This is a genomic window from Tenacibaculum profundi (genome assembly GCF_057162725.1).
Genome location: NZ_CM169894.1, coordinates 339721 through 359013, shown reverse-complemented (window position 1 = coordinate 359013; position 19293 = coordinate 339721). Strand labels below are relative to the sequence as shown.

Here is a 19293-nt window from a genome sequence, read left to right as displayed (position 1 = left end):
ATGATTGCAAAAAACAATGTAATACTTAATAGTAAGCAGATTGAGCAAAAATTAAAACGAATTGCTTATCAAATTTATGAAACAAATAATGATGAGAATGAGATTGTGATCGCAGGAATTTCTGAAAACGGATTTATTTTAGCCAAAAAATTAAGGGAGATTATAGGTGAAATATCTTCTATTAAGGTAGTTCTTTGTGAAGTTTTCATGAATAAAAAACATCCTATCAATTCTGTAAATACTTCATTAAAAAAAGAAAAATATGAAAATAAATCAGTGGTTTTAGTAGATGATGTACTTAACTCTGGCACAACATTGATTTATGCAGTAAATCATTTTTTAGAAGTCCCTCTAAAAAACTTTAAAACAGCAGTATTAGTTGATCGAAATCATAAAAAATATCCAGTTAAAGCCGATTTTAAAGGTATATCGCTTTCAACGTCAATTAAAGAGCACGTCAATGTAGAATTTAAAGAAGGAAATACAACCGCATATTTAATTTAATATTTGTACAATTTCTTCAATAATTGTTTTAATATCTTTTTGATCGATTTTTATCGTTTGTGAAGCTTGATTATAAAAACCGTTTCTTTCGAAAAGGTGCTTTGCTATAAATTCGTTTAAATCTTTATCTTCTAAATCAGATACGAGAGGTCTTTGATCCTTCTCTTTTTTTATTCTTTCTACTATTGTATTTATAGATGCTTTTAAATAGAAAGAAATGGCGTCTTTTCTATTTTTTATATGTTCCATATTACCGGCATAACAAGGTGTTCCTCCTCCTAGTGATAGCACATAATCATCTTGACCACTTAAAAGTTCTTTCAAGTATTTATTTTCTATCTTTCGGAAATAAATTTCACCTTGTTCTTTAAAAATATCTTGAATAGACATATCTTCTTTTTCTTCTATAAAATTATCTAAATCAATAAAAGGTAAAGCCATTTTTTCAGATAAACACCTACCTACAAAAGACTTACCACTAGCCATATATCCAAGAATTATTATTTTCATTTTAACGTAAAATTGTTGGGTGCAAATATCAACAAAAAAAAACAAAAAAAAGTTTTTTTAATTAATACACAATTGTATATTTGCACCCGCAAACACGTAGATGTGTAAACAATGACCGGGTAGCTCAGTTGGTAGAGCATCTCCCTTTTAAGGAGAGGGTCCTGGGTTCGAGCCCCAGCCCGGTCACAAAAAGTTAAGCCACATATGCTTAACTTTTTTTATTTTATGCGCATATGGCGGAATTGGTAGACGCGCTGCCTTGAGGGGGCAGTATTCTTTTTGAATGTGGAAGTTCGAATCTTCTTATGCGCACAAACCGAGAGTTAAGAACTCTCGGTATTTTTTTCTTATTTTTCTATGGAAAAAAGGAAGCTTATTGTTTAGGGGTTTTAGGTATTTTTTTTTTTAATATTTTATTGTAAATTAGAAAATTATAATTGATTATAAGAAAATAAAATTCTACTTTATTAAAGAGATTAAATAAGTCAGAACTTATGTTTTCTATTTATTCTTTTAAATTAATTTAGTTTTATTCATAAATTATTCTGTTTTTTTTTGTAATCTTTTTGTATTTTAAAAAGTAAAAAACAGTGAAATTACTGATCATAAAAAGTGTTACCCCTAAGTAATATTTAGTAGAAATATCTATTTTATTTTTTAAATTAAAATCCTAGTTTTGAAAAACTAACATTTAAAAATGTTAATATTATTAATCTTAAAATTTCCAGCTATATGACATTTAATAGTTATTTAAAGAAGAAGGAGTTTGATAGCAAAATCAATTTACTGGAAAGTAGTATCAAAAATTATTTATATAATATTGATTATGAATTAAATTCTGAAGGAATTAGAAATCTTGTTCAATGGAATCATACGATTAAAGATCAAAAGATTGTAAGAATGATTTACCCTAACGAACATTGTAGTACTGATTTAAAAGAAATTGTAGAGGACTTTATACAAACTGAATTCAGTGAATTCAAGTAAAGAAATCTTCTATTAGAAAACTTAAACAGTAAAATCTTAAATAATTAAATTAAACAAGAGCCATCATATTCTGTATAGATGGCTTTTTTTATTTAAAAATTGTTATCATATTTACGAGTATTAAAAAAACAGTTAATACTCTAATTTAGCAATATGCAAAACAAATACATAATTCTTATACTAATGTTAGTAACTTCATTTATAACGTTAGCTCAAGAAATTGAAATAAAAAATTTGAAAGGTCAAATAAAAGATGCTAAAACCAAAAAAACACTAAGTGCTGCACACATATTAAACTTAAATACAGTTGAAGGAACAATAACTGATGAAAATGGTTTATTTAAGTTAACGGCAAAAGCAAATGATACTGTTCTAGTATCTTTTTTAGGCTATTCTTCTATAAAGCTAAAAATAACAAATGATCTTTTGCGTGGAAATGAAGTTGAAATATCTTTATCAGAAAAACCAGAAAAGATTAAGGAAATTGTTATTAAATCGACCAAATTGATTGGTGTTTTGGAGGTTGATATAAAACAGGTTCCCAAAGATAAATTTACAAGAATTCATATCAATGGTTTACCTCAGACTTATGAGATCGGACGTCCAAAGAAAATAAGCTCTCCGCTTAATCAACTTTTAAACCCTGTAGATTTAGTTTATAATTTATTTGGAAAAAAACCAAAACAATTGAAAAAACTTAAAAAACTTAAAAAAGAAGATGATTTACGAAAGATGTTAGCAGGTAAATTTGACAGAGAAGTTATGATGGAATACCTAGAAATGGATCGAACAGAGCTACATAACCTTTTATCTGATTGTAATTATTCTGAATATTTTGTTAAAAAAGCCAGTGATCTTCAGCTTATTGAAGCTATTTTGAATTGTTATGAAAATTATAAAGCTATCAAAAAGGGTAAAATTGGCAGAGACAGAATTAATATTGATAAATAAACACCTAATTTTAATTATTTTGTTTTACGCTTTTTCTGTGTTTATTTTTATATAAAACTTCAAAAATTACTGCATTTTTTATGTTTTTATTTAAAGGAAAAAACTAAATTTACGGTTTTAAATACACACAAACACAACTAATAATGATTCATTTCTTTGGAAACGTAAACAGTAAAATTTTTGCTGTTCAAACAACAGAAGAATTAACAACTGAAACCAATTCGAAACTAACTTGGTTATTTGGAAACCAATCTAAAATAAACATGGCGTCACTTGACGCCTTTTTTGTTGGGCCAAGAGCAGCGATGATTACTCCCTGGAGTACTAATGCTGTGGAAATAACTCAAAACATGGGGATTTCTGGAATTGTTAGAATTGAAGAATTTGAAGCAGTTTCTGAAAATTATTCCGATTTTGACCCTATGATTTTTCAGAAGTTTAACGGGTTAAATCAGGAAACTTTTACTATTAATATTGAGCCAGAAGCAATTTTAGAGATTGACGATATTGCTGCTTATAATGAGCAAGAAGGTTTAGCATTAAATGAAGAAGAAATTTCTTATTTAGAGGCAGTATCTCAAAAAACTGGAAGAAAGCTAACAGATTCTGAAGTATTTGGATTCTCACAAGTAAATTCAGAGCACTGTCGCCACAAGATTTTTAATGGTACTTTTGTTATTGATGGAGAAGAGCAACCTACTTCCCTATTCAAATTAATTAAAGAAACTTCAAAGCAAAATCCTAACGATATTGTTTCGGCTTATAAAGATAATGTAGCTTTTATTGAAGGACCAAAAGTTGAACAATTTGCTCCTAAAAGTGCTGATATTCCTGAATACTACGAGACAAAAGATTTTGAATCAGTAATTTCATTAAAGGCTGAAACACATAACTTCCCGACCACTGTTGAACCTTTTAATGGTGCCGCGACGGGATCAGGAGGTGAAATTAGAGATCGATTGGCTGGCGGTAAAGGATCTATTCCTTTAGCGGGTACAGCTGTGTATATGACTTCTTATTCTCGTTTGCAAGAAAATCGTCCTTGGGAGCAAGCAATGGATGAGCGTAAATGGTTATATCAAACACCAATGGATATTTTAATCAAAGCGTCAAATGGTGCTTCTGATTTCGGAAATAAATTCGGTCAACCTTTAATTTGTGGATCTGTATTAACTTTCGAACACGAAGAAGATGCTAGAAAGCTTGGATTCGATAAAGTAATTATGCAAGCTGGTGGTATTGGATATGGTAAGAAAGATCAAGCTATAAAAGATACCCCTAAAGAAGGTGATAAAATAGTAATTCTTGGTGGTGAAAACTATAGAATTGGTATGGGAGGAGCTGCAGTTTCTTCAGCGGATACTGGTGAGTTTTCTACAGGAATTGAATTAAATGCAGTGCAAAGATCGAATCCTGAAATGCAAAAGCGTGCTGCTAATGCGGTAAGAGGAATGGTAGAAAGCGAGGAAAACTTTATCATTTCTATTCATGATCACGGTGCTGGAGGGCATTTAAACTGTTTATCAGAATTAGTAGAAGAAACGGGTGGAAATATCGATTTAGATCAACTTCCTGTTGGTGATCCTACCCTATCTAATAAAGAAATCATTGGTAATGAATCTCAAGAAAGAATGGGATTAGTAATTGCCGATGAACATATTGATACTTTGAATAAAATTGCAGAGCGTGAGCGTTCTCCAATGTATACGGTAGGAGATGTAACTGGTGATCATAGATTCACTTTCGAATCTAAATCCAATGGCAATAAACCAATGGATTTAGCACTGGAAGATATGTTCGGAAGCTCTCCTAAAACTGTTATGACTGATAATTCAGTTGATAGAAAATATGCTGAATTAAACTATACAACGGAAAAGTTTAAAGAATATTTATCGCAAATTCTTCATTTAGAGGCTGTAGCATGTAAAGATTGGTTAACAAACAAAGTTGACCGTTGTGTTGGGGGTAAAGTAGCAAAACAACAATGTGTTGGAAGTCTTCAAATTCCTTTGAACAACGTTGGTGTTATGGCTTTAGATTATAAAGGAAAGGAAGGAATAGCAACTACTATTGGGCACTCTCCTATTTCTGGATTAATTGATCCTGAAGCAGGAAGTAAAAACTCTATCGCTGAAGCATTAACAAACATTGTTTGGGCCCCTTTAAAAGATGGTTTAAAATCGGTTTCTCTTTCTGCAAACTGGATGTGGCCATGTAGAAATGAAGGTGAAGATGCGCGTTTATATAAAGCTGTAAAAGCTGTATCTGAGTTTTCAATTGATTTAGGAATCAACGTTCCAACAGGAAAAGATTCTTTATCAATGAAACAAAAGTATCCAAATGAAGAAGTTATTTCTCCAGGTACTGTAGTAATTTCAGCAGCTGCAAATTGTAATGATATTACTAAAGTAGTTGAACCTGTATTAAAAACTAATCAAGGAGATATTTACTATATCAACCTTTCTCAAGACGAATTTAAATTAGGAGGAAGTTCATTTGCTCAGGTAGTTAATAAAATAGGAAATCATGCACCTACCATTAAAGATGCTGCTAAGTTCAAAACAACGTTTAATGTTTTACAACAGCTAATCAGAGATGAAAAAGTAGTTGCTGGTCATGATGTTGCTTCTGGAGGTTTAATCACTACTTTATTAGAACTTTGTTTCGCTGATGTAAATGTTGGAGCTAATATAGATTTAACTTCTTTAAGTGAATCAGACAGTATAAAAGTATTGTTTGCTGAAAATTCAGGAATCGTTTTTCAAGCTGCTGATAATTCTGTAGAAGCTATTTTATCAGAAAATGACATTGAATTCTTTAAAATAGGATCGGTTACTGAGTCAGATCGTTTAAATATTAAGAACAATGCGGATGTATTTGCGTTATCCGTTTCTGAATTAAGAGATACTTGGTACAAGACTTCGTATTTATTAGATAGCAAACAAACGGCTAACGATTTAGCGAAAGATCGTTATGACAATTATAAGAATCAACCATTAAAATATACCTTTCCTACGAATTTCACTGGAAAATTAGCAGATGTTGTAGGCAATGTTTCTAACAGACCTAAGGCTGCCATTATCCGTGAAAAAGGATCGAACTCAGAAAGAGAAATGGCTAATGCCATGTATTTAGCTGGTTTTAATGTTAAAGATGTTCATATGACAGATTTAATTTCGGGGCGTGAAACGCTAGAGGATATTCAATTTATTGGAGCTGTAGGAGGTTTCTCTAATTCAGATGTTCTTGGTTCAGCGAAAGGTTGGGCTGGTGCATTTTTATACAATGAGAAAGCCAATGCTGCTCTTAAAAAGTTCTTCGAAAGAGAAGATACTTTATCTGTAGGTATTTGTAATGGATGTCAGTTATGGATGGAGTTAGAATTAATTAACCCAGAACATAAAGTTCATGGTAAAATGGTTCACAATGATTCTAAAAAACACGAAAGTTCATTTACTTCTGTAAAAGTTCAAGAGAATAACTCTGTAATGTTATCAAGTTTAGCTGGAACAGAATTAGGTGTATGGATTTCTCATGGAGAAGGTAAATTTAATTTACCAGAATCAGAAGATCAATACAATATTGTAGCGAAATATGGTTACGAAGGCTACCCTAACAATCCTAATGGATCAGATTATAACACAGCAATGATGTGCGATAAAACAGGTCGTCACCTTGTTACAATGCCACATATTGAGCGCTCTACTTTCCAATGGAATTGGGCTAACTATCCAGAAGGAAGAAAAGATGAAGTATCTCCATGGTTAGAAGCTTTTGTCAATGCTAGAAAATGGATTGAAAATTTAAAATAATTTTAAGAAAATTAGGCGTTTTTTGATAAAAATTCTTATTTTGTATAAATAATAATATTAGTCTATTTTAGAAGGGTTTTAGATTAATAATATTTTAGAAGTAGGGTATGATATTCATACCCTACTTATTTTTAATTATCTCATTTTATTATTCCTAACAATAACCTTCAATTTTTTCTTGATATCTTTACCAACATCGTATATCATTTGTTCATTACTGGGAAAAGGCACAGATCTCATGGTTAGCATGCTTATAAAGCTTTCATCTAAAGCTCTCCTATCTCCATCAGAAGTAGCGTAACTATGTTCAAAAATAAATTCGCTTTGCAATGGAAAAGATTCTAATAATTGCTCATTAACATTATCAAAATATCGTACTTGTCCAACTACTTGTACTGACTTTGTTTGTGTAAATCGATAAAAATTACATTGTACTTTTGTAAAATTATCTACTGTAATTTTATTTCCTAAACTATCTTTTTTTATAATTCCTTTATCATCCTTAACATATTTAAATCCACTCTTAATTTGCTTTTCTTTTACAAATTCTTTTTCATAAACATGCTCAGGGGAAATCATAATGTCTCTAAACATTAATTCTAATGTAAAATCATAATTTAAACTCGCTTGCTTTTTATTATGATATACAGTCCAAAAATCATTTAAATGATACGCTTCAAAATTCAATAAATCTTCTTCTAACCTTTTAGGAATAACTTTATCTGATTTATTTTTGAGAGAAACAAAAATAAAATCAGTTCCAATTTGATGACATTTATCCATTAAACTCCTTACATCTTTATAGTTTGGATTAATTTCATCTAAATAAGCAAATTCTTTATGCGCAAATCTATAATCTAGTTTATTTTTTGATTGAAAAACAGATTTTGCTTTCATATAGAGGTACTCTGACAAATTATTTTTTGCCACTATAATGTCTTTGTCATAATTAGTAAAATTGAATATTTCTTCTTTACCTGTATCTATGTACTTTAAAGGTAATAAGGGTTTAATTTTTTCCTGTCTTATTTTCAAGTCATTATAAATTCCAAAAATTTCTTCTAGATTTTCAGGATTACGATCTTTTTTTAAAAATTTAATTCTTGAAAGATCTCTAGAAGTTGCTTTTTCAAATGCATTCTTTAAAATTGTTATATGAGGTTGATTTCTTTTCTTAGTTTTATTACTTGCTAGTTTCTTAATTGACAATTCTATTGCCTCTTTATAGTTTCCTCTATTGGTCGCTTCTTGTGCATATTTTGCTGTACTACAAGCATAGATAAATGAGATAAAAACTATTAAAAACGTAATTTTTTTCATAAATAGTATAGTTTTGTTTACCTGGTATTTTCAAAAAAGATACCAAACTTTAATTTTAAAACAAAACTATACTATTTAATATTTATTTTTAAAATAAATTAATCATAATTTTTAAAATACAGATTCTTAATTTATTCAAATTTCAAGTATTTAATTAAATTTATTTTTGTCGCCAAATAGGCTTTTATACCGACTACAAAACATATTAATATTGTTAAAATAATTGGTGTCATGATATATGGATACAACGGCATTTCAACTCTATAAACAAAATCATTTAACCATTTTTCTTGTATAATATAAAAACTAAAAGGAATCAATATTAAGGTAGCATATATCGCTATTTTTAAAAATACTTTCATTAATTGAAACATAATTTCTTTCGTACTAGCCCCTAAAGCTTTTCTAATAGCTATCTCTTTTAATCTTTGTTGAATTGTTAAAGTTGCCAATGCGAATAGACCTAATAAAGAAATGATGATTACAATCAATGTTAAAATTGTCAAAAGTGTTTTTTGTTTTTGATGGTTTTTAAAAGTTTTTTGATATTTCTCATCGAGAAACTGATAATCAAACGGGTAATCTTGTTCTATATTTAATTTCCAATATTTTCTAATGAAATTTATAGTCTCTTCCATATTCTCATTTTTAATTTTAATTTGAAAATTATAAAATGAATGATCCCTCATTAACTTAAAGACGCTCCAATGAAAAAAAGCTATGGGAGGTATTTCTCTATCAAGCCCATAAATATGATAATCTTTTACCATTCCTACGACGTTAAATATTCTATCTCCTTTAATATAAGGTACAGGTATATGTATTTTCTTATCAATTGGATCGTTGTAAATGCCTAATCCTTTTGCCATTTTTTCATTAATCAAAATATTTGTTATGGTATCGGAAGCAAATCGTTCTTGTAATTTTCTTCCCTTAAGAATGTCTATTTTAAGAATATCAAAATAGTTAAAATCTATTGGATTTATGTTAGTTTGTACATCATTTTCTTTATATATTGCATTGGTAGAGCTCGAATTATTGCCATTAGGTACAAAGAAGTTACTGGTAACTTCAATTATATTAGAATTCTGCTTCACTAATTCTTTTTTAGCTATTAAATAATTTTGGTAATTATTTTGACCATGGCCTAATTTTACGATAAGTATATTGTCCCCAGAAAACCCAAGATCCTTTTCCATCATATAATTTACTTGCTTATAAACTACAAGAGATGCAATTAAAAAAAATCCAGAAATTACAAATTGAAGCCCAAGCATCATATTTCTAATAATTAAACCTTTTTTACTTCTCGTTATATTTCCTTTCAATACTTCCGAAGGTTTAAAACCAGCCAATTTAAAAGCAGTTATAAAACCAACAATTAAAGATAATTGTATGTTTACAATAAAAGTTTCAAATATAATTCCTTTCTCATTTATTAAAATTATATCTTTTTTTAAGAAAAGATTGTAATAAGGGAGTATTAATTCAACTAAAATCAACGAGAAAATAAAAGAAATTAAACCTAAAAGTAATATTTCAGTAGTATATTGAATGAATAATGATTTCTTTGAGATACCTAAAGTTTTTTTGACGCCAACCTCCTTTGCTCTTTGCTCTGCTGAAGAAATTGATAAATTAATAAAGTTTACGCAGGAAATAATTAGAAGTAAAACAGCAAGAGATAATAATATTTTAATTAGTTTATAATTACCTTTTCCTTCAGGACTTGCTGATTTTGTATAGCCTTCTAATCTAATATCCTTTAAACCTTCTAGTAAAATTTTTGTTCCATGTTTTTTATCCCATTCAACAGGCGTCATTCCTTCTTTCTCTGCTGATGGTACTGTAGAATTCTTATACCACAGTTCGTTCATCTTATTTTCTAAGCTTTTAGTTAGGTTGCCTTTCGTTGTTTTAACTAAGAGGTCATAACTATAACTACCCCAGCCTTCTTCTTTAGGGTACTCTTTAAACTGAGTTACTAAATCAGGTTCAAAATAGTGTTTACCTTTAATTTTAAACACTGTTGTAATGATAAAAACTCTATTACCAAATTCTAATGTTTTACCTATAGCTGAAACGGAACCAAAGTATCGTTTAGCCAAAGTTTCAGAAATAGCTACATTGTCACTAGTTTCTTTAAATTTATCTATTGAGCCCTTTAAAATTTCAAAAGGAAAAAAATCGAAAAAAGAGGCCTCTCCTGTAATTATTTTTTTAGTGTAATATTTTTTACCTTCAACATAAACTAAATTAGGATTATACCCTCCCTCGCTTAGATACGTTTCAATAACCTCTGGTATCTCATCTTTATATTTCGGACCTTCAACACTTGTACTCACCCCCCATATTTCTCCATCTGACATTGAATGAACTACACGATAAATTTCATTTCTACCTGAATTCTCTTGATTATACTTTCTTTCCTCATTTAAATAAAGTAGTACCAACATCAATACGGTTAAACTTAAGGTTAGTCCAGATACATTTACTACTCCATTTAACCAATTTTTTTTCTGGTTTCTGAAAAATATTTTAAACCACGTTTGAAACATAAGATTTATTTTTAATTTTTTTATTCATTTTCTAATAACACATCAATTTTAGACTCATTCGTCCTTTCTGATATGATTATGCCATCTTTTAACGTTATAATTCGAGATGAAAATTTGGCATCATAAGCTGAGTGGGTTACCATTATAATAGTTGCTCCTAAGCTATGGAGTTCACTTAATAATTCCATTACATCATTACCACTCTTACTATCCAGATTTCCTGTTGGTTCATCTGCTAAAATTATTTTAGGGTCTGTTACTAAAGCTCTTGCCACAGCAACTCTTTGCTGTTGCCCCCCAGAAAGTTGTAATGGAAAGTGCTTAGCTCGATGGGAAATACCCATCGTTTCCAATATTTTATTAACCTTTTCTTTTCTCAATGAAGCCTTAACTTTATTATAAATTAGAGGTAATTCTATATTTTCGTATACAGTAAGTTCTTCAATTAAATTAAAATTTTGAAATATAAATCCAATATTGGCTTTTCTTACATTAGCCCGCTGCTTTTCATTATACTTAGTTACCTCTACTCCATCAAAAAGATAGCTCCCATTATTTCCTGAATCTAATAATCCAATAATGTTTAACAATGTTGATTTTCCACAACCAGAAGCTCCCATGATAGATACAAATTCACCTTTTTTTACCTCTAATGATAGTTTATCAAGAGCTGTTGTTTCAATTTCTTCAGTTTGATAAACTTTTACTAAATCTTTTATGCGTATCATATTTTTAATTATTTGTTAATTTAATGTAGATAAAAAATTACCAGAAGTATTTTTTCCCACTAAACTCATTTGATTTTTTTTTATAGATAAATCCATGTTACTTAATTTCTCCTTCCAGGTAGCATTTCCTTTATAATCCTCAATAAAAGATAATAAACTACTAGAAAATCCTAATTTTAAATAATAGATGATCTCTAATTTAATTTTGAATATTTATTTCTTCAATTTTTTCAAAATTTTCATAACTAGAAGTTATAACTTTATCCCCCTCTTTAAGGCCACTTTTAATTTCATAATAAAATTGATTCTCTCTACCTAAGGCGATCACTCTCTTTACAGCTTTATTTTCTGAATTAAGAACAAATACCCATTTACCATTGGTTTCTTGAAAAAATTTCCCTTTTGGTAATAATATCGCTTCATTGTTATTTGATAAAAAAACCTTACTTTTAAGAGACATTCCTCTTTTGATATGATTTATTTTAGTCGTGTTAGTAAATAATAACTCTACTGAAAATTTACCATTAATAACTTCAGAATAAACTTTATATAACCGTATATTTTGTTTTTGATTATTTATAACAACAACCCCCTCTATTCCTTCTTTTAATTTAGTAATGTAATATTCATCTATTTTAGCAACTAATTTATAACCATCAAGAACATCTATTTTTCCAATAGACTCTCCCTGGTTATAATTTTTTCCAAGAACAGGATTAAATGAAGATAAAAAGCCATTAACTGGAGCCTTTACAATAAAATTCTCTTTATTTTTTCTTAAAAGATTTAAACTTTTTTGCATTTGTGCTAATGAGGTGTTTATCCTTGATAATTGATTAATACGACTAGTTTTTTCTTCCTTGACACTTTTCTTTATTACATTACTTCTTTTTTTCTGAAAGTTCAATTCTTGCGCTGATTTTTCATATTCATTTCTTGCAATTACTCCTTTTTGATACAAATTAGTATCTAACTTATATTGACGCTCTGCTTTTCTAAAATCGTTTTCTATTCCAACTAATTGCTGATCTAAAATTAATTGCTGATTCGTTATACTTACTCTTATGTTTCTCAAATTATTAATTTGTTCAACGATGGCAGTTTCTTGAGTAAGGTAATTTAGTTCTGCATTGGGATTGTAAACTTTTAATAAAGGAGTTCCTTCAGTTACCTCCTTTCCACTTTCCAAAAAAATATCAGCAACTGCTCCCCCTTGAAGAACATTTACTAAAACTGATGTTTTCGGCTCAACGATACTATTAAATATAACTACATCTTCAAAGTCTCCTTTTTCTACTTTACTTATAACTATAGAATTTCTATTAACATTAATCTGATTTTTTCGGGTTAGATTGAGAAAACTTAATCCAATTATTAAGATAACAGGTATGCTAATGAGTAACATTTTCTTAACTTTCTTATTTTTTTGTTTAATAATTTTATCCATATATTACTTTTACACCAAGTATGACGATAAATATGCCATAAAACAATAAAAACACAAACAACTGATAATAAGCCACTTATTGTTTATTTTAAAATTTAAAATGTTCATAATCGAACACTTATTTGTTCAAATACTAACAAAAGAGTAATTATGTAAAATGAGAAAAAAAGAAGCTACAATTTTAATTATTGATGATGATGATGATATTTTATTTTCTGCTAGAATTAGCTTAAAAAAATATTTTACTGAGATTATTACTATTAATAGCCCTAAGAAGATCGGTAATATACTAATAGACTCAATTGTTGATGTTGTTCTTTTAGACATGAATTATCATATTGGTTTTGAAGATGGTAAAGAGGGCTTGTACTGGTTAAAATATATTAAAGAACTTAGTGCTGAAACCACTGTTATTTTAATGACCGCCTTTGGTTCTGTAAACTTAGCTGTAGAAGCTATTAAGCAAGGTGCCTCAGATTTTATTCTAAAACCATGGAATACAGAAAAACTTTTTGGAATTGTAAGTGCTGGTGTTGAATTAGCACGTTCTAAAAGAAAAACAACACAATGGAAAACTGTACACGATAAAAATAATGAAGAATTTCATGAAAGGTCAGAACATATAATAGGTAACTCTGTTGCTATGCAATCTGCTATTCAACTAGTTAAAAAAGTGGCCCCTACTGATGCAAATATTTTAATACTTGGAGAAAATGGAACTGGTAAATATGTATTTGCAAAAGAAATTCATATTGAATCAAATCGTAAAAATGCTCCTTTTATTCATGTCGACTTGGGGTCATTAAATGAAAATTTATTTGAAAGTGAATTATTTGGTTATGTTAAAGGTGCTTTTACAGATGCTCACAAAGATTCAATAGGAAGATTTGAATTAGCTAAAGGAGGAACAATTTTCTTAGATGAAATAGGAAATCTTTCTCTTCATTTACAAGCTAAATTGCTAACCGTTATTCAGAATAGAAAAATAACCCGTTTAGGTGAAGGAAAAGAGAGAAAGATAGATGTTAGAATAATATGTGCTACGAATGCCCCAATACATGAAATGGTTGAAGAAAAAACGTTTAGACAAGATTTATTATTTAGAATAAATACTATTGAACTAAACCTCCCTCCTCTAAGAGAGCGTCAAGAAGATATACTTATACTAGCCAAATACTTTTTAAAGAGGTTAAATAAAAAATATAGAAAAAATATTCAAGGCTTTACAAAGGAAGCAACAAACGAACTTAGTAATTATTTTTGGCCCGGAAATATAAGAGAAGTCGAACATATTATCGAGAGAGCTGTTATTATGACAGAAGAAAACACCATTCAACTTAATGATTTACAGTTTTCAAAAAAAAAGTTGGGGGTTTCAATAGATAATAATTTAAATCTTGAAGAAACGGAAAAACTACTAATTCAGAAAGCACTGGAGAAACATAACGGAAACATATCTAAAGCTGCAAAAGATCTAGGATTAACGAGAGCAGCTTTATACAGGCGTTTAGAAAAATATAATTTATAAATGAAAAAAACATATTTGATACAAATTATAATAAGGATGTTACTCATTATTATTAATGTAATCGTTGTCTTTTTTGTATTTTCTAAATTTTTCTTTATTGGTACTTTTGGATTTTCGTTAGTTTTAACTTTACAGGTTTTCTTATTCATTAATTATTTTAACTCTGTAATCAATAATATTGAAAATTCAATAAATTGTTTATTATTTGAAGATTATTCAAATACATTTTCATCATACAAGAAAAAAAATTCTTTATTCAAAAAAATCGAATTACTTGCTGAAAAACAAAAAAAGAAAAATTTATTAAATAGTTCAGAAATGATCGTTTTCACAAATATTATTGAAAGTTTACCTTTTGGGGTGCTTATATTAAGAAAAGATCATCTTGGATTAATAGAAGTTTTTCAGCTAAATCGTCTCTTTGTTGAATATTTGAATATACCTAAATATCATAAATGGAATTTACTTAAAAAAAAAATTGGTCGACTTCAAGATTTTGTAGCAGAATGGAAAGAAATAAAACAAACAATCACTATTAGTATAAACCAAAAGAAAGAAAGCTTTTTTTTAAAAACATCCTTTACAAAAACTAATAGTCATGAATACTTAACAATATCTTTAGAAACCATACAACAACTTATTGATAAAAAAGAAAAAGAATCATGGTATAAACTGATGAATGTTATGTCACATGAAATCATTAATACCATTACACCCATAAGTAGTTTAGCTGAAAATTTAAGTTCCTTAATCAATGAAGGCAAACCTGAAGAAACATTTGATGAAGTATATACAGGATTAAGTATTATAAAAAAAAGATCTGAAGCCTTAACAATATTTGTTGATAATTATCGAAAACTAGCAGAATTGCCAAAACCACAAAAAAGTAATTTAAACCTTACAGAGCTCATTAAAAATGTTCTTGTTTTATTTGATTCAGATTTTAAAAGAAAAAATATAAAAATTGAATTTACCTCTTCAGATGATTATTACTTAATAGCAGATAAAAGTCAGATAGAACAAGTAATGATTAATTTACTTTCAAATGCTATTCACGCTGTTCACAAATGTAAACAGAAATTAATAACGATTTTAATTGAACAAAAAGAATGCCGTACACATGTATTTGTTAGAGATAATGGTATTGGAATATCAGACAAAATAAAAGATAAAATATTTATACCCTACTATACTACAAGAAAAGGTGGTGCAGGAATAGGATTAACACTTAGTAAAAGTATAATAGAGGCCCATAAAGGATCCATTTATTTTGTTAGTAATGATTGTTTTACTGAATTTCAAGTTGTTTTTAAATAGTTTACAATTGTAACAATTCTTTAACTTGCTTTGTTGCTGATATTTTATTTACTTAAAATAAACAGGTTACCTTTGATTATGAATATGTTACTTCTTAGTTTAAAAAATATTGATTTATACTTCAATTCAATTTTAGCTATATTTTCGTTTTTAATTTAAGCTTTACTCAACAAGAAATATTAAACTTATTATTATTATTCGACTCTATATAAACAACTTGAATAGAAAAACTAATAATTAAAAGCAACTATTTATCCTCATTTCTCAGACAAGCGCATACTTATTAAAGTTAAGCTTAAAAGTTTTCAGTATTACATTTACAAAAGTTGTAAGAAAATTTTATTGAGACTTCTGGAAAGTTTTAATACAATATTAAGGAAGAAGATAAACCTAACCGTTATTTATAATACTGTATACTCTCTCGATATAATATAATATAATAAGTTAAATTACAAAAGAATCAAGGATTTCGGTTCAAACTTCTTTTGATTGGCGTCACAAATTATTCGCTTCATTTTCTAGTGTTTCGATAGAAGAATTTCAATAGTTCACAATAATAAAGAAAAGTTTAGATAAAGTACTTAAAAGAAAATTAGGTAAAGTAGATATACTTTGTACAGATAATTGAGTTATGATACCTTTGAAAAAGTAACTATCATTGAGCATTAAGTTAAATGCTACAAAAGATCTAAATAGCTGTAGATAAAGTATATCAAATACAAAACATGAATAATTTAGATATGGAATTGAATAAATTTATGAACTCTTTTAACGAGGCTATTGCTAAATATTTACAAAATTACCTAAATTAATTTTAGTGTTAGAAAAAATTAAAAACATTAACAGTTATAACTATAGTATATACTTCTAGCATAGCTATGTATATTGAAAGCTATTGAATTATATATTCATAAACAGAGAAAAGAAGAAGGCCGATTGAATATTCTTGTTATTGGTCATAAGCTATTAAAACACTTAATATGTCGATATCAAACTATAATATTTAATTTGCTAAATTCTAATTAGCATATTAAACACCTTTTTTACATCCATACATAGCATAAACTTTCAAATTTGTATTTAATAGTTCTAAATCTTAGAAAAAATAGTCTCTTTATAATTGATTTTACAATAGTAAATAAAAACACGCGTCTTTTTTAGGTTGTTATTTTTGTAAACCAACTATGTTTAATCTAGATCACTGAGTTATAGATATAAACTATATATAATACATAAATAACTGTTTTAGAGCTTTTTAATTGTCTTTATTTAATGTTTTTATTTAAATAGTGTATATAAAAATTAAATAACTCCTTTAATAGTTTGAGTTAAATATTTTTTTTACATTTGTGTATGAATTAAATACTTTACAATTGTGAATAGAGATTTATTTATTAACAGACTTAAAGACATTATACAGTATTATGGTTTAACATCGTCAACTTTTGCTGAAAAGATAAATGTGCCCAAATCTAGTATTTCGCACTTAATGTCTGGTCGCAATAAGGCTAGTTTAGATTTCGTGCTTAAAGTAATTGATAAATTTCCTGACGTAGATCTCTATTGGTTACTAAATGGTGAAGGAGTTTTTCCTAAATCAAAAAATGAAGTCTCTAATAATTTACCACAAACGAAGATTTCTTCTTCTATAAATAAAGCTATAGATTCCCCTTCTCTTTTTTCCGAATTCAAAAATAATGATACTCCTAAAGACGATACTCAGCAGAAAAAAATTAACACCAAAACATCTAAAAAGCTAATCAAAGTTATATTATTTTACAACGATGGTAGCTTTGATGAATTCAATAAATAAAAATTTTATTTGAATGCTATAGATCATAATTTTTGAAATAAGTTATATTTCTTCTTGTAAACTCTATTAGGTTGCTTCTTTCCGAAAAAAATTATTATCTTTTATATATTATTTTTGGTACTACCAAAGTTTAAGTTATAAAATACCTAAATAATTCACTTAAATTTCTATAATTTCATGATATAAAATAATATACCAATAAATTACAGATTTTAAAATTATATAAAGCATAAAAAATAGTTGTTATAAGTACTAAAAAAACAAACGAAAAATATTGTTTTAAGATAAAAAACAAAAAAACACACTTTTCTATATAAATTATCGAATTATATGTTTTCTTAAAATTGAGTATACCGACAATAAGCATATACTTATCCAAATACGCGATTCTCAGAGAGGTGTTTTTTAAACATGAAAAGTGTTTAATATTTAAATAAATTTTGTTCATTTTTCTTCAAAAGCATAATATATGTATTTTTGTAAGTAATGAATACATTGTTACTCTCACCGAAGATACAAGAGTTTATAGATAAAAATATCAATAGCGATACAAGTAAACTTTTATTTAAAGGTTCACCTTTTAAGAATATTCCTATTCAAGAACTAATTCATCAAATTATTTCTAAAAAAAAATCTAAAAAAAAATTGCCTACATGGTATACAACTAAAAATATTTTATATCCACCAAAATTAAATATAGAACAAACATCCTCTGAAATCACTGCTTATTATAAGTCCAAATTACTTTCTGGTAATTCATTAATTGATATTACAGGTGGATTTGGAGTAGATTGTTTTTATTTTTCAAAAAGTTTTAAAAAAATAATTCACTGTGAAATTAATCATGATTTATCTATTACAGCTAATCATAATTTTAAACAACTGAATTTACTAAATATAAAAACTGTAAATGATGACGGCTTATCATACTTAAAAAAAAACAACGAAATGTTTGATTGTATTTATGTAGACCCATCAAGAAGAGATAACATTAAAGGAAAAGTTTTTCTATTAAAAGATTGTAAACCTAATATTCCTATCAATTTAGATTTTCTTTTCTCTAAATCAAACACCATTTTAATTAAAAATTCGCCCATTCTTGATATTACTGCATCACTTAAAGAATTAAAATTTGTTAAAAAAATTTATATTATTGCTGTTAAAAATGAAGTAAAAGAGCTCTTATTTTTATTAGAAAGAAACTTTAATGGTGATACTTTTATCAATACAGTTAATATAATAAGTGAAACAAAAAATCAAGAATTTAATTTTAAACTTGATGTATATGTCGAGCCAAAGTACGGGATGCCTCTTAATTATCTGTATGAGCCAAACTCCGCAATTTTTAAGTCTGGAGCTTTTAGCAAAATAGCAGATACTTATAACTTAACCAAGTTACATAAACATTCTCATTTATATACTTCCGAAAATGAAATATTTAATTTTCCTGGACGAAAATTTAAAATTATTAATTTCTTTGAATATCATAAAAAAACCATAAAAAAGTATTTAAAAACTGATAAAGCTAACATAACAACAAGAAATTTTCCTAAGTCAGTTGAAATATTAAGAAAAGAAACCAAGTTAAAAGACGGAGGCTCTACTTACTTATTTTTCACTAAAAACATTAACAATAAATTAACTGTTATTGAGTGTGAAAAATGAAATAAAGTATAATATATTCTCTAATATAACGTTATCTAACCGATAAGTGTCAACATCATGATATGCTATTATTAGGGGAGTTATAAAAGTAACAGCATATCGAAAAGTGCCTTGGTTTCAAGGTGCTTTTTTTTCTGACAAAAATTAAAGTTT

Annotated in this window: 13 protein-coding genes and 2 tRNA genes; 10 read left to right on the top strand and 5 right to left on the bottom strand. The window is 27.7% G+C overall.

Annotation, left to right across the window (positions count from 1 at the left end; translation table 11 throughout):
- A complete protein-coding gene (locus tag AC2GW8_RS01300; RefSeq protein ID WP_440880989.1) occupies positions 1 to 504 on the top strand; it encodes a phosphoribosyltransferase family protein in 504 nt (167 codons plus the stop codon).
- On the opposite strand, the gene AC2GW8_RS01295 is transcribed toward AC2GW8_RS01300, so the two are convergent.
- Positions 496 to 1014 (bottom strand): shikimate kinase, encoded by a 519-nt coding sequence (locus tag AC2GW8_RS01295; RefSeq protein ID WP_440880988.1) that lies wholly within the window; start codon positions 1012 to 1014, stop codon positions 496 to 498. The genes AC2GW8_RS01300 and AC2GW8_RS01295 overlap by 9 nt on opposite strands.
- Before the next feature lie 113 nt (positions 1015 to 1127).
- Between AC2GW8_RS01295 and AC2GW8_RS01290 the strand changes: the two genes are divergently transcribed.
- The 5 genes from AC2GW8_RS01290 (at position 1128) to purL (ending at position 6764) form a co-directional block, all read left to right on the top strand.
- Positions 1128 to 1200 (top strand) — tRNA-Lys (locus tag AC2GW8_RS01290).
- A 41-nt stretch (positions 1201 to 1241) separates the two neighbouring features.
- A tRNA-Leu gene (locus AC2GW8_RS01285) sits at positions 1242 to 1326 on the top strand.
- Between the two features lie 420 nt (positions 1327 to 1746).
- Entirely contained in the window at positions 1747 to 2001 is a 255-nt protein-coding gene (locus AC2GW8_RS01280) for a hypothetical protein (RefSeq protein ID WP_440880987.1), read from the top strand.
- 183 nt (positions 2002 to 2184) lie between these two features.
- Entirely contained in the window at positions 2185 to 2952 is a 768-nt protein-coding gene (locus tag AC2GW8_RS01275) for a carboxypeptidase-like regulatory domain-containing protein (protein ID WP_440880986.1), read from the top strand.
- A 143-nt stretch (positions 2953 to 3095) separates the two neighbouring features.
- Complete coding sequence (gene purL / locus AC2GW8_RS01270; protein WP_440880985.1) at positions 3096 to 6764, top strand: phosphoribosylformylglycinamidine synthase; 3669 nt, start codon at positions 3096 to 3098, stop codon at positions 6762 to 6764.
- 135 nt (positions 6765 to 6899) lie between these two features.
- Here purL and AC2GW8_RS01265 read toward each other — a convergent pair whose 3' ends face one another.
- From AC2GW8_RS01265 to AC2GW8_RS01250, 4 genes are all read right to left on the bottom strand, one after another.
- Positions 6900 to 8084: a hypothetical protein gene (locus AC2GW8_RS01265; RefSeq protein WP_440880984.1), complete on the bottom strand. Its 1185-nt coding sequence runs from the start codon at positions 8082 to 8084 to the stop codon at positions 6900 to 6902.
- A 131-nt stretch (positions 8085 to 8215) separates the two neighbouring features.
- Positions 8216 to 10642: an ABC transporter permease gene (locus AC2GW8_RS01260; protein WP_440880983.1), complete on the bottom strand. Its 2427-nt coding sequence runs from the start codon at positions 10640 to 10642 to the stop codon at positions 8216 to 8218.
- A gap of 20 nt (positions 10643 to 10662) precedes the next feature.
- Complete coding sequence (locus AC2GW8_RS01255) at positions 10663 to 11370, bottom strand: ABC transporter ATP-binding protein (protein WP_440880982.1); 708 nt, start codon at positions 11368 to 11370, stop codon at positions 10663 to 10665.
- 199 nt (positions 11371 to 11569) lie between these two features.
- Positions 11570 to 12817, bottom strand: a complete 1248-nt coding sequence (locus tag AC2GW8_RS01250; protein WP_440880981.1) for an efflux RND transporter periplasmic adaptor subunit — start codon at positions 12815 to 12817, stop codon at positions 11570 to 11572.
- 157 nt (positions 12818 to 12974) lie between these two features.
- Between AC2GW8_RS01250 and AC2GW8_RS01245 the strand changes: the two genes are divergently transcribed.
- From AC2GW8_RS01245 to AC2GW8_RS01230, 4 genes are all read left to right on the top strand, one after another.
- Positions 12975 to 14345 (top strand): sigma-54-dependent transcriptional regulator, encoded by a 1371-nt coding sequence (locus AC2GW8_RS01245; protein ID WP_440880980.1) that lies wholly within the window; start codon positions 12975 to 12977, stop codon positions 14343 to 14345.
- The gene (locus tag AC2GW8_RS01240) at positions 14346 to 15662 is read left to right on the top strand and encodes a sensor histidine kinase (RefSeq protein ID WP_440880979.1); all 1317 of its coding nucleotides are present in this window, start codon (positions 14346 to 14348) and stop codon (positions 15660 to 15662) included. It abuts the gene before it with no gap.
- 1375 nt (positions 15663 to 17037) lie between these two features.
- Positions 17038 to 17475 (top strand): helix-turn-helix domain-containing protein, encoded by a 438-nt coding sequence (locus AC2GW8_RS01235; protein WP_440880978.1) that lies wholly within the window; start codon positions 17038 to 17040, stop codon positions 17473 to 17475.
- A gap of 486 nt (positions 17476 to 17961) precedes the next feature.
- Entirely contained in the window at positions 17962 to 19140 is a 1179-nt protein-coding gene (locus AC2GW8_RS01230) for a THUMP-like domain-containing protein (protein WP_440880977.1), read from the top strand.
- The last annotated feature ends 153 nt before the right edge of the window (positions 19141 to 19293 follow it).